At 53.5% G+C, this 12,709-nt stretch carries 11 protein-coding genes; all 11 read right to left on the bottom strand.

Going from position 1 to position 12,709, the window contains the following annotated elements:
- A complete protein-coding gene (gene porA, locus MGLY_RS02060) occupies nt 1–1,176 on the bottom strand; it encodes a pyruvate ferredoxin oxidoreductase (protein ID WP_156271513.1) in 1,176 nt (391 codons plus the stop codon).
- Complete coding sequence (locus tag MGLY_RS02065; RefSeq protein WP_156271514.1) at nt 1,154–1,444, bottom strand: 4Fe-4S binding protein; 291 nt, start codon at nt 1,442–1,444, stop codon at nt 1,154–1,156. The genes porA and MGLY_RS02065 overlap by 23 nt, the downstream gene beginning before the upstream one ends.
- Nucleotides 1,445–1,494: 50 nt before the next feature.
- Nucleotides 1,495–2,070: a pyruvate ferredoxin oxidoreductase subunit gamma gene (locus tag MGLY_RS02070; protein ID WP_156271515.1), complete on the bottom strand. Its 576-nt coding sequence runs from the start codon at nt 2,068–2,070 to the stop codon at nt 1,495–1,497.
- 100 nt (nt 2,071–2,170) lie between these two features.
- Entirely contained in the window at nt 2,171–4,651 is a 2,481-nt protein-coding gene (locus tag MGLY_RS02075; protein WP_156271516.1) for a sugar phosphate nucleotidyltransferase, read from the bottom strand.
- A 77-nt stretch (nt 4,652–4,728) separates the two neighbouring features.
- Nucleotides 4,729–5,871, bottom strand: coding sequence for an iron-containing alcohol dehydrogenase family protein (locus tag MGLY_RS02080; protein ID WP_156271517.1), 1,143 nt, complete (start codon nt 5,869–5,871; stop codon nt 4,729–4,731).
- 94 nt (nt 5,872–5,965) lie between these two features.
- Nucleotides 5,966–6,745, bottom strand: a complete 780-nt coding sequence (locus tag MGLY_RS02085) for a hypothetical protein (RefSeq protein ID WP_156271518.1) — start codon at nt 6,743–6,745, stop codon at nt 5,966–5,968.
- Nucleotides 6,746–6,756: 11 nt separating this feature from the next.
- Entirely contained in the window at nt 6,757–7,713 is a 957-nt protein-coding gene (mch, locus tag MGLY_RS02090; protein WP_156271519.1) for a methenyltetrahydromethanopterin cyclohydrolase, read from the bottom strand.
- Between the two features lie 71 nt (nt 7,714–7,784).
- Complete coding sequence (locus MGLY_RS02095; protein WP_156271520.1) at nt 7,785–9,146, bottom strand: amidohydrolase family protein; 1,362 nt, start codon at nt 9,144–9,146, stop codon at nt 7,785–7,787.
- Entirely contained in the window at nt 9,147–10,667 is a 1,521-nt protein-coding gene (locus MGLY_RS02100) for an ABC transporter ATP-binding protein (protein WP_156271521.1), read from the bottom strand.
- Complete coding sequence (locus MGLY_RS02105) at nt 10,664–11,653, bottom strand: ABC transporter permease (protein ID WP_156271522.1); 990 nt, start codon at nt 11,651–11,653, stop codon at nt 10,664–10,666. The genes MGLY_RS02100 and MGLY_RS02105 overlap by 4 nt, the downstream gene beginning before the upstream one ends.
- On the bottom strand, nt 11,653–12,582 hold the full coding sequence (locus MGLY_RS02110; protein WP_156271523.1) for an ABC transporter permease: 930 nt from the start codon (nt 12,580–12,582) through the stop codon (nt 11,653–11,655). The genes MGLY_RS02105 and MGLY_RS02110 overlap by 1 nt, the downstream gene beginning before the upstream one ends.
- Between the last annotated feature and the right edge of the window lie 127 nt (nt 12,583–12,709).

The following is a 12,709-nucleotide window of genomic DNA, read 5'->3' on the forward strand; positions in this document are numbered from 1 at the left end:
TTATTTCTGCCAGTCGCCGTTAATAACCTGTTTTTCGCCCCTGTCCTGGCGCCGTACCGCCTCCAGGCAATGGCGGAAAATACCTGCCAGGTCCTCCTGGCTGATATCGCGGCCGCCCAGGCCGCCAATAAAGCCGGCCACCTGCGGCTGGACCGGCAGGCCGGCCAGGGCCGCTTTAATTTCCGTGGCCAGCACCCCTTCATAACCAAAGGAACAATCACGATCCAGGACGGCCACCACCCTGGCCCTGGTGAGGGCCGCCCGGAGGTCTTCCACCGGGAAAGGCCGGAAACTCCTTAGACGTAAAAGGCCCACCGCTTCGCCCTGCCGGCGTAAATAGTCCACCACTTCCCGGGCCGTGCCGGCGGTGGCGCCCATGACGACCAGCACCACGGCGGCATCATGGCAATAATAAGGGTCCACCAGGCCGCCGTAGCTGCGCTGGAAGTGGGCCTGGAACTCCCGGTCTACTTCCTTAATAACTTCTTTCGCCCGCAGCATGGCCTGCTGCTGGTAATACTTAAAGGCAGGATACAGGTCCGGCCCCGCACCGACCCCGAAGACATAGGGCCGCTGCGTATCCACGCTATACTCCGGCCGGTAGGGCGGCAGGAAGCGGTCTACGGCCTCCTGGTCCGGCACGTCCACAATTTCTTCCGTGTGGGAGAGGACATAGCCGTCCAGGCAGACCATAACCGGCGTCAGCACCTCCGGGTGGGCGGCAATTTTGTAGGCCTGCAGGCAGGTGTCCAGGGCTTCCTGGGCCGTTTCCACGTAGAGCTGGATCCAGCCCGTATCGCGGCAGGCAATGGCGTCCTGGTGATCGGCCCAGATGGTCCAGGGAGCCGCCAGGCCGCGGTTGGCCACGGCCATAACCATGGGAACGCGGCAGCCACTGACGTAAGGGAGCATTTCAAACATGTAAGCCAGCCCCTGGGAAGAAGTGGCCGTAAAGACCCGCGTTCCCGTTACGGCTGACCCGTAGCAGGCCGCCAGGGCGGCATGCTCGGATTCCACCCGTATGTAGTCCGCCTCCATGGAACCATCAGCTATATATTCGGCTATTTTCTCCACAATGGTCGACTGGGGAGTAATGGGGTAGGCGGCCACCACTTCCGCCCGGGCGAGCCTCACGGCTGCCGCCACCGCCTCGTTACCGTTCAAGTAGGCGCGCATCGTTACTACCTTCTTCCACCAGGGCCAGGGCCTGCCGGGGACACTCCGCCACACAGATGCCGCAGCCCTTGCAAAAATCTAAATTCAGGCTAACTATCCTTTCGCCCCTGGTAAAGCAGCCTTCCGGGCAAAAGAGCCAGCAGTTCAGGCAGTTATGGCAACGTCCCGGGTCCAGGACCGGCCGTACCAGTCTCCAGGAACCGGTAGTGGTGCTCAGGCAGGGGGTCGCCAGGTTGGGGCCTTTGCGCAAATCACCTTCGGCCAGCACTGGCTACCGCCCCTTTCAGCCCGGCCAGCAGGTCACCTTTTACCTCTACTTTAACCCGCACCGGCAACAGCCTCCTTCTCAATCAAACCTTTTGCCAGGGCAAAAGCCTGCCTGGCTACGCCAATGTTTTTCGCAGCCAGCCCTTCCGGCAGGACGTCGGCAATGGCTTTTTCTACCGCCTCCAGGGAAAGGAGGCCGGTTGCCCCGGCCAGAGCCGCCACCATGGCGGTATTGACTATAGGAGCACCTAAGACCTCCCGGGCCAGGCGGGTGGCGTCGAGGTAATAGACCCGGGCTCCGGCCCGCACCTGTCCGGCCGCCATCTCCCGGCCGGCATTGATGAGGACCATCCCCCCGGCTGCCAGGCCGGCAAAAACATCGGTGCTCTCCAGCAGGGTGGCGTCCAGTACCACCACATAATCTGGGTTATAGATCTGGCTGCGGTCGCGGATGGGCCGGTTATCCAGGCGGGTAAAGGCCGTCACCGGCGCGCCCCGCCTTTCCGTGCCAAAGGAAGGAAAGGACTGGGCATAGCGGCCGCCGTAGAGGGCTGCCGCCAGGCCAAAGATGCGCGCCGCGGTAACGGCGCCCTGGCCGCCGCGACCATGCCAGCGAATCTGCAGCATTTTTCCACCTCCTACCGGTTATATTTTACCACCAGGTAATATCAGTAGCAAGTAATATTTGTCAATAGAAAAACCCGGCGTTCAGCCGGGTAAAAATATTTTACTTCTTCCCGTTATTCCTGTCCATATTTTTACCTCCATGAATTAATTCCCTTAAGCGCCGCTCATAAAAACTGGCCAGCTCTTCAGCCATCTCCTGGGAAAAGGCTTCGCTGTATATGCGGTAATGAGGTGTTTCCCCGTCGGGTAATACCAGGGACCAGCCATCTTGCTGGCGTATCTGGACCCCATCCAGTAGTTCCACCCCTTCGGCCGGTTCCTCGCTGATCAAAGTGCGCATGACCCGGCCCTTGGCTTCCCAGGGACAGGGCACGGTCCGGGTGACGGTATGGACGGCCGGCAGGGCGGCCACGGCCCCGGCCAGGCTCTCGTCTCGCCGGGCCAGCCAGTCCAGGATATAGAGGAGGGCTGCCAGGGCATCCAGCTGCAGGTGCTGCTGCGCCGGGGCGGCTTCGCCATTCACCCGGGCCATGGCTTCCTGGTGGATACCGGGATGGCTTTTCACTCGCTCTACCGTTCCTCCCAGGTGCCCGGCCACCAGCTCCGCTACCCGGGATGCCGTCACCGGCAGGACCAGGCGCGCCTCCCGGTTGGCTTCCAGGTAGACCCGGGCCAGCAGGGCCTGTTGCTGGGAGGGTGTTAACCGGCGCCCCTCACCGGTAAAAAGGATTAATTCCTCGCCATTTTGATCCATGGCTGCTCCCAGGCCGGCACCGTAGCGCCCGATTTCTGCGGCGAAAAAGGGTAAATCACCCTGGATATCCCTCCAGCCCTTAGCGGGGTCAAAATCCAGCCGGACCACGTCGGCGCCGGCCCGCTGTAACACCTCAGCGGCCAGGGCGGCTATTTCTCCCTGGCACCCCAGGGCTATCCGTACCGGCCTTCTCTTTAGCCCTGCGTCCCCCAGGGTCGACAATAACCACTCGCGGTAGGTTTCCTGCAGGGCCGGGAAATAGGTAGTGGCCTGTACCTCTTTCACCTGGCGGCCGTCTTCCCGCCAGTAGAGGTTTTCGATTTTACGCACCGCTCCAGGAGCTAAATCGTGGCCGCGCTCATTGACCAGGTGCAACCAGAGCTTATCCCGGTTAGCAGCATCCTGTTTAATATGGCAGCCACCGGCCAGCCTTAAAGAGCGGACGGCAAAACGATGGACCGGGGTTGGTAACCGGCCCAGGTCGGCCACCTTGACCCCGGCAGCCATCAGGCCGGCGGCCATGGCCTTAAAGAGCATTTCCCCGGCCCCACCGGCAAAGGTACTCAAGCCCACCATGGTCCCTGGTGTAAAACTGGCACCATAGGCCACCCCCATGCGGGTAACCTGGAAGGGAGTTAAATCTCCCTTCAGGTAACCCGGCGCCTGGCTGCCAACAAAGAGGGGACGAGCCGTTCCCTGGCCCCAGATGAGGCTTTCATGCACCACCGTCTCCCGGCCTAAAATTTTTTCCGGCCAGACCTTTACCTCCGGCCGCACCTCCGCCCCGATGTCTACCTGGCTGCCGTCGCCGATAACCGCGCCTTCATAAATCCGCACCTGCCGCTGCAGGCCGGCCCGGCTGCAGACCACCGCCCCCCGCAGGCTGGCTCCTTCCCCGACATATACATTATCCCAGAGGATGGACCGTTTGACGCTGGCCCCTTCTTCCAGCCGGGTGTATGGCCCCAGCACGGTAAAAGGCCCGACCACAGCCCCCGGGCCGATACGGCAATAGCTGCCTATCAGAACCGGGCCTGTAATCCTGGCCGCAGGGTCAATCTCCACTCCTGCACCGGCCACCACGCCCTTACCCCGGTCTTCACCCACCACCCGGACTTTAACCCTGCCCTGCAAAATGTCCTCCTGGGCCTGGCGGTACTGGGCTAGATTACCAATGTCACACCAGTAACCAGATAGAGTCACCCCGTAGAGGGGACGCTTTTCCTTTAACAACCGGGGGAAGAGGTCCTTGCTGAAGTCAAAGGGCTGCCCTTCCGGCACCAGTTCCAGGACCTCGGGCTCCAGGATATAGATGCCGGTATTGACCCGGTCGCTGAAAACCTCGCCCCAGCTGGGCTTTTCCAGGAAGGAACGGATGCTGCCGTCGGGATTGGTAATCACTACCCCGTACTCCAGGGGGTTGTCGACAGTCGTTAGCACCAGGGTGGCCAGGGCGCCGCTTTCCTTGTGCCGGGCAATAGCCGGCCGCAGGTCAAAATCCGTAAGGGCGTCGCCGCTTACCACCACAAAGGTTTCATCTAAAAAGGAAGCCGCGTTTTTGACGCTGCCGGCGGTACCCAGGGGCTTATCCTCCACAAAATAATGCAGGTGCAGGCCGAAGTTTCTGCCGTCACCGAAGTATTCCTGGATCAATGCCGGTAGGTACTGCAGGGTCACCCCTACTTCTTTGATACCCAGGTCACGTAACAGGTCCAGGCAGTATTCCATTACCGGCCGGTTGGCCACCGGCACCAGGGGTTTGGGCCGCTTGCAGGTCAGGGGCCGCAAGCGCGACCCCTCCCCGCCGGCCATGATAATCGCCTTCATAGTCAACCTCCTGCCTCCGGATAACAAATTTCCAGATGCAGTATACCCCTGAAGCCGGTTCCCTACTCCCAACATTGTCAGCCTTTTAATACCTTCTGTAAAATCCCTTTACACGCCTCTGGAGTAACTACCCGGGGGTTAGCTTTGGCGAGAAACATCGCGGCTGCTTCCCCTGCAAACTGAGCGATATCCTCTTCCTTTTGCAAGTAGGAAGCCAGGTTTGCCGGTAGTTCAAGATCGCTTAAAAGCTCGTGTACAGCCATTACTGCTTCCCGGGCGGCCACGTCGATACTTTCGCCAACCCCTTTACCCAGTAAGTGTGCAATAAGGGCGTACTTTTCAGGTACTGCAACCAGATTAAAGTTCATACCCCAGGGGAGCAAGACGGCATTGGCCAGTCCATGGGGTACATCATAGTAGCTACTTAAGGGTCCTGCCAGGGCGTGGACAATACCCAACCCTGCCTGGTCCATGGCAGCACCCGCCAGGCTACTGGCTATAGCTACCTGCTCCCTGGCTACCAGGTCATCGCCTACAGCAAAGGCTTTGCGTAGCCATTGTCCCAGCAGTTTTATCGCCTCCGCTGCCCAAGCATCGGTAAACGGGTTGCTCTTCCTGGCCACCAGGGCTTCAATAGCGTGGGTTAAGGCATCCATACCTGTTATTGCTGTAATAAACGGTGGTAAAGTAAGCATTAGCTCGGGGTCAATAAAGGCTGCTACCGGCAATAATTTTTCGCTGACGATGCCCTTTTTGGTGTTACGGTCCACGATAACTGCCGTCCGGGTTACTTCACTCCCGGTACCGGCTGTAGTGGGCAGGGCGTAAAGGGGTATCCCTGGTACCTGTAAGGGTTTCCCAGCCCACTGGTATTCTTCCAGCCTGCCCCCATTGGTCAGCAGGACGCTGACCATTTTGGCCACATCCAGGGGGCTACCCCCGCCCAAGGCAATGATGGCGGTCGCTCCGAAGTCCCGGGCAAACTCCAGAGCCTTTTCTACAGTAGCAGCCCGCGGGTTGGGTACAATATCGCTATAGATTTCCCGGCTGTTACCGCTTTCCTCTAATATTTCTTCTATTTTGAGTAGGGTACTGCTTTCTACTACACCCCGGTCTGTAATCACTAGAACTCTATCCTTAGCTTGTAAAAAATTAGTTAATTCTCGGCGTGCCCCGGCACCAAAGTAAAGTCTCGTAGACAAATAAAATTGATTCGGCATCTTACCCCACCCTTTTACCTTGATTTTTATATTAAGCTGCACCAGAAATCCTCCAGCTCTTCCTTTTTTATATCCCACCTCGGGTTATAGAATTCTAGCCCTGCGAGGAAATACCCTCCAGCAGGCCGGGGATTTGCCGTCGATCTATTTTACCACTGATAAACGTGCGGCCGGAAGAAAAGTTGTGAAGCCTTATTTCACCGAAGCCGCCTAACCCTTCGGTTAGAGCAGCTAACCTTTCGTCTTCTCCCTTGAGCCAGAAACTAGTCACTGCCCCGTGACAGGCCAAATGTTTTGCCTGGTGCTTAAAAGGAGCTATGGGGCAACTACCCCAACCCCATAGAAAATCCTCCGGTGCCACTCCTTTTTGCAGCAACAGGTCAATATTGCTGGAAAGATAAAATGCCGCCTTGAAGATATTATGCACCAAGCTTCCCTGGCGGGCCACGATAATGCAGTAAAGCCTTTCCCGTTCATCCAGAATATTAAATTTAGCCCACCAGCCCTCGTCCTTGGGCAAATTAGCGGCACTTAAAAATGCTATAGGTAACGTTATATCTACCCTCTTGCCTGTATATATTTGGGAGCCTCCCCCCAGGTATGTTTCCCGCAAGGTAGCAGGCAGGTTGTCCCAGAATATGTCTAGCGTTGCCAGGCGCCAGTTTTCTACCCTTAAGTCCCCGAATTCAACTACGCCCCTGCCTTCCAGGAAAAAATCCAGGGCTGCTTTAGCAGCGGCCCAGCCACCCTGGGCTTGTACACCCATATCGATGAGTAGCGGCCGTCCCGGTATCTCGATGAAGCTAATATCAAGGCTTTCCTGTCTGTCCTTTAATGCCGGCAAATTCTGCAAGCAATAGTCAACTGTTTTCACTTTTCAACTCCTTACCCCCAAAAATCATTTAATAAAACCTTGTTATTAATGGAACCGGTAGCATAACTGCGCCCGCTCCGGACGTTAAAAAAGGTTACTTTAGCAGGAGCATCCCAGTCCCGGGGTACCTTGGCCCACGAACCACCGCACCTGGCAAAAAGTTCTTTGAATGGGACCCCGTAAACGTCGCTATTTTTATTGAAAGGCAGGTCAGCCAGGACCTTTTCTATTTCCCCATCTTCACAATCCACCCATAGGATTGTTTCTTGGCCGTAGATCAGGCAGTCATTTACGCGGCCATAAGCCTCCATCTCATCCGACACTATAGCCACAACTGGAGCAATACCGAACGCCTGGATTATGTTATTCATTTTAAACCCGCGGTCATAAAGGGAAGGTAAAGTCTGCTCTACATTGCGAGCTGCCACCTGAACGGCTCCTACTATGGTTCCAGTGCCAGCTGCTAATATATAAAGTTTTGCTGCCGGTACTCCTGCTTCACGAGCAATCAGGTCGGCAAGGTCGGGACCAGGTAATTCCGTCGTCTGGATCATGGCTACCCCGTATTCGCCATGGGGTTCCCGGTAAGATACCGCCTGGGCAAATACATCCGGAGCCTTGATGGCCCGGATAGGACCGGAAATGACAATACTCTGATCTTTATATTTCAACTTCCAGTAGGCTACATGGGAGCTCATCTCAGTTATCACCGGCCTGGTCACATAAACGCCAATGGTCGGCACCAGGTAACCTGCTATTTCCATTTTACCGTACTTGACTTCCCCCCGGCCGCCCAGGCCGATCTGGACGAAATAACGGGCTGCATTCCAACTACCGGGATAATTAATCCCCATATCGATTACGGTGGCACCATTGTCCAAAACCTGCACGCCAATACGTAGTTCTTCCGACCGTGGTAATACATTTTCCTTTATAATTCTGACTGCTTCCTGGTTATAGCTAAACACCCTCGTTCCCCTCCGACGGCGACAGCGGTAACATCGGCTCTCTTACGTATAGAGACACCTGCATAATTAAACTATATATTTAATTTATCCCTGAGGCGGCGGGCAATATCTTGGACTTTATTGACTACTTCTTCTTCATTGATAGTAAGCAGGTGGCGGCAATGCATCACAATCTTCCCGTTAATTATTACCGTCTCGATATTTTCCTGATCGCAAGAGTAGACCAGAGTCGCCAGGGGATCGTGGACCGGAGTAGTTGTTGGTAACCCTGGGTTAACTATAAATAAATCAGCCCGGTAACCAGGTGCCAGGGTGCCAATTTGTTTCTCCATTCCAACCGCCCGGGCACCTTCACAGGTGGCCATAGCAATAATGCGGGAGGCATTAATAATACCTGGATTGCGGTAGACACCTTTATGCACCAAAGCCGTGAGCTTTAATAATTCAATCATATTCTGGCTGTTATTACTGGCAGCGCCGTCAGTAGCCAAAGAGACAGCGGTCGCCGGGGAGGCCCGGGTTATGGGGGCAACACCTGACCCTAGATAGAGATTAGCCGCCATACAATGGGACCAAGATACCCGGTATGCATCCATTAATTGTAAATCACTCTCTTCAGCTTGAACCCCATGCACTAAAAGAAAATGGTTAGCCAGCATACCCATCTCGGCCAGGATTTCCAGAGGCCGTTTCCCGTAATCAGCCTGGCAAAGATCAATGTCATAATCTGTTTCCATTAAGTGCATGGTAATGGGAACCTTGTTTTCCGTGGCATAAGCTGCAAGGGAACGTAGACCGCTATAACTCATCCCCCACATCACTGAAGGCGCCAGCCAAATATGAATCATTCCATCGCTTTTTAATTCATACTGCCGGCGTAGATAGTCCACTTCCGTCAGAACGGTATCCACATCTTCAATCAGTTGGGGCGGGACACCCCGGTTAACACCGGTATCATGCACGCCCCGACCAAAGAGCAGGCGGATGCCGGTCGTTTGGGCGGCCGTAATAACTGCTTCCGAAAATTCCGGGTGGCAGGTCAGATACATAAAATCCAGCAAGGTCGTCGTACCGCTGCGGATGGCTTCCAATATACCCAGTTGGGCGGCATAATAGCAATCTTCCTCACTAAGCAAAGGTACAACAGGGGTTATCAGGCGGGCAATCCAGGTTTGTAAAGGGGTATCGGCGGCCAGACCCTTGAGTAAGGTTTGAAATAGATGGGTATGGCTATTAATCAAACCAGGAAAAATATAATGACCCTTGGCATTAATTAGCTTTCTCCCCTTATAGGCAGCTGTTATTTCAGCCGAGGTTCCCATAGCCACAATCTTACTGCCCTCAATAGCCAGGGCACCATTAAAAATTATAGTCCGGGCGGCATCCATAGTTACTATGGTGCCACCAACAACAATAAGGTCTACTTCTTTCAATTAAACTGCCTCCTCGGCTTTTTGCTTTCTGCCCGCCATCAATAGGCCAATGTTGGTGATATCAGCATTAGTGGTATCAACAATGTCCATTAATACTCCCTCATAAATAATCCCGATACGGTCGCTTAGATTTAATATCTCATCAAGTTCAGTAGAAACCAATAACACCGCACAACCCTTGTCTCTTTCTGCAATGAGGTTGCGATGAATATACTCCGTTGCCCCAACATCCAATCCCCGTGTGGGATGAACGGCAATCAGGAGTTTAGGCTGGCGGTAAAGTACCCGCGCCAGGATTACCTTTTGTTGATTGCCGCCAGAAAGGTTAACAGCCGGCACCTCGCTATTAGGGGTCCGGATATCATAAGCCTTGATTAATCTGTTTGCCAGTTCCTGCATTGGTTTGGCTTGTAAAAAATGATGCCGAGTAAAAGGTGGCTGGTAAAAATATTCGAGAATTAGGTTTTCTTTAAGGTTCATATCCAGCACTAAACCTTGTCGCTGGCGATCTTCAGGTATATGGGCCAGGCCCAGGTCGAGAAGTTTTCGCGGCGGCAGGTTTGTTGCTTCCTGGCCGCAAACCTTAATTCGACCCTTGCTAACGGGGAGCAAGCCTGTAATAGCTTTGATTAATTCGGACTGACCATTGCCGTCGACACCGGCCAAACCGAAAATTTCACCGGCACGTACTGTAAAAGATATCCCCCGCACAGCCGGTAAATTTTGTTCCTTTTGCACATGCAAATCTTCTACTTCTAACACTGGCATACCGGGGCGAGAGGATTGTTTATCTAAATGAAGATTTACTTCCCGCCCAACCATCAGGCGAGCCAGTTCTTCAGGAGAGGTAACCTCAGTAAAAACCGTCTTAACAAGACGACCCCGGCGCAATACGGAAACCCTGCGGCTAATAGCCATTACTTCATTCAGCTTGTGGCTAATAAAAATGACGGTAACGCCTTCAGCAGTAAGCCGTTTTAAGATTATAAACAGCTCTTGAGTTTCCTGAGGAGTAAGGACAGCCGTCGGTTCATCGAGAATTAAAATCCTGGCACCCCGGTATAGGGCTTTCAGAATTTCTACCCGTTGCTGTTGGCCGACAGATAATGTGGCTACTCGAGCCTCAGGATTAACCTTTAAGCCATATTGATCACCCGCAACCCTGATTTTTCGGGCAGCTTCTCTCAGGTTGAGATGGATACCACCGGCCATGCCCAGAATGATATTTTCAGCAACTGTTAGAGCCGGAATGAGCATAAAGTGCTGGTGCACCATGCCAATACCCAGTCTGATGGCTTGCCGGGGGGAATCAATTATAACTTCCCGGCCCTCTAAAAAAATATGGCCGGCATCGGCGCCATAGAGGCCATAAAGAATATTCATTAAGGTACTTTTACCGGCGCCGTTTTCTCCCAATAAAGCATGAACTTCTCCCGGATAAACATCCAGGTCAATATGGTCATTAGCCAGGACTCCCGGGAACTCCTTAACTATGCCGCGCAGGCTTAGAATAGGTTTCATAAATTCGCCCCCGATTGCTTTACCTTTACTGTCCGGCGATGATGGCCGCGGGCTTTATCCTTGATATAAGGAAGACCGCTGGCGGCCGGACCTTTAGCAGGCCCCATGAAGAATATAAGGACTATCAAAGTAAGGGCATAAGGTAACATCAAAAAGAATTGATAGGGCAGTTGGAAATTAAAGGCCTGTAAGCGTAATTGCAACGCTTCACCTGCCCCAAATAAGAGGGTTGCCATAGCGGTGCCAGCGGCTGTCCATTTACCGAACACTATAGCGGCAAAGGCGATAAAACCACGCCCAGCAGTAATATTATCGTAAAAGGTGTTAATGCCGCTCAAGGTAATGGCTGCTCCTCCCAGGCCGGACAAGAAGCCGCTGAGGACGACTGCCAGGTAACGTACTTTGACCACATCAATGCCAGCTACATCCAGGGCCTTGGGATGTTCACCGGCAGCCCGGATAGACAGGCCCCAGGAAGTATGATAAAGGATATAGTTAACCAAAAGTACCAGGACAACGGCCAGATAAACCAGGGGTACCTGTTCAAAAAATATATGGCCAATAAAAGGGATTTTACTTAAAGCACCAAAATTTACGGGTACCATCCCCGGGCTTTCCAGTTGTTTGAGGTCCATACCAAAAATCAGGCGAAAAAAGGTGCTAGTTATTCCCAGGGCAAGCATATTAAGGCCAACTGCCGTCACAATCTGGTCTACCTTGACGGTAATACTCAAATAAGCATGCAACAGGGCCAGTAGCCCACCACATAGAGCTGCGACCACGAGGCCGATAAGGACACTATGGGAATAAAAGGCACCAAGGTAGCCAAAAAAAGCGCCCATGAGCATCATACCTTCTAATCCCAGGTTTAAAACTCCGGCCCGTTCGCTAAAAAGCCCGCCCATAGCTGCCAGCAAGAGGGGGGTGGTTAACCGGATGGCAGCATTGTAGAAGTCTGCATCGGTAAATATATCAAGTAAAACCATTAAAAGTCCACCTCACGCGGCTGACTGAACCTGATGAAATTAAGCTTTAGTCTAGTAAAACCCAGGACACAGAGGATAATAATGGCCTGGATAACATAGACGATGGTAACCGGAATACCCGTGAGAATCTGCATAGTATTAGCGCCATTCCGTAAAGCACCGAAAAAAATGGCTGCCATTACTGTACCTAGAGGATTAAGTTTACCAAGAAGCGCTACAGCGATGGCATCATAGCCGGTATTGGGTGAAAAGTCTTGCAGTAAAATATACTGGTAGCCCAGAATTTGGACTGCCCCGGCTAAACCGGCCAGGGAGCCGCTGACTATCATAGCGCCAATTAAAGTGCGGTCGGCGTTCATGCCGGCCGTCCGTGCGGCTTCAGGATTAGAGCCCACCGCCCGTAACTGGTAACCCCAATCAGTTTTGTAGATTATAACAAATAGTATCCCTGCCGCTAGTAAGCCCAGGAAAAGCCCTGCATTAAGTTCGGTTCCCGGCAAAAGTTTGGGCAACCGGGCAGTAGCAGCTACCGGCGGTGATTGGGGGGCATAGGTAGCCGGGTCTTTTAAAAAGCTGTTAACGGCATAATTAACAAAGTGGACACCAATGTAGTTTAAAAGGATTGTGGTAATAACTTCATTGAACCCCCGGCGCACTTTTAAATATCCCGGGATTAAAGCCCACAGGGCGCCGGCGGCACAACTTGCCGCCAGCGCCAGGGGGAGGTGAATAATGAATGGTAAATCATGGTAACGGGCACCAAAATAAGTTGCAGCCATAGCTCCAAGATAAAGTTGTCCTTCAGCACCAATGTTGAAGATCCCGGAGCGAAAAGCCAGGGCAATGCCCAGACCAGCCAGCATTAAAGGTATGGCCAGGACCAAACTGGCCCCGAAGTTACCCAGGCCACTAAAAGCGCCTTCAAACATGGCTGCATATGCTTGTAAAGGGTTACTTCCCTGCCAGAACAAAATAAAGGAACTTATAAACAGAGCCACGGTTATGGCTAGCAGGGCTATGAAAAGGTAATTGAGGGTATCCAGGATTTTAACCCCA

The organism is Moorella glycerini (genome assembly GCF_009735625.1).
In the GTDB taxonomy this organism is placed as follows: Bacteria; Bacillota; DSM-521; order Neomoorellales; family Neomoorellaceae; genus Neomoorella; species Neomoorella glycerini.

What these genes read in the sequence shown, in the direction of transcription:
- MGLY_RS02110 (WP_156271523.1), bottom strand. Translation starts at nt 12,582, where the DNA reads ATGTTTGAAGGCGCTTTTAGTGGCCTGGGTAACTTCGGGGCCAGTTTG.
- MGLY_RS02105 (WP_156271522.1), bottom strand. Translation starts at nt 11,653, where the DNA reads ATGGTTTTACTTGATATATTTACCGATGCAGACTTCTACAATGCTGCC.
- MGLY_RS02080 (WP_156271517.1), bottom strand. Translation starts at nt 5,871, where the DNA reads ATGCCGAATCAATTTTATTTGTCTACGAGACTTTACTTTGGTGCCGGG.
- porA (WP_156271513.1), bottom strand. Translation starts at nt 1,176, where the DNA reads ATGCGCGCCTACTTGAACGGTAACGAGGCGGTGGCGGCAGCCGTGAGG.
- MGLY_RS02070 (WP_156271515.1), bottom strand. Translation starts at nt 2,070, where the DNA reads ATGCTGCAGATTCGCTGGCATGGTCGCGGCGGCCAGGGCGCCGTTACC.
- MGLY_RS02100 (WP_156271521.1), bottom strand. Translation starts at nt 10,667, where the DNA reads ATGAAACCTATTCTAAGCCTGCGCGGCATAGTTAAGGAGTTCCCGGGA.
- MGLY_RS02075 (WP_156271516.1), bottom strand. Translation starts at nt 4,651, where the DNA reads ATGAAGGCGATTATCATGGCCGGCGGGGAGGGGTCGCGCTTGCGGCCC.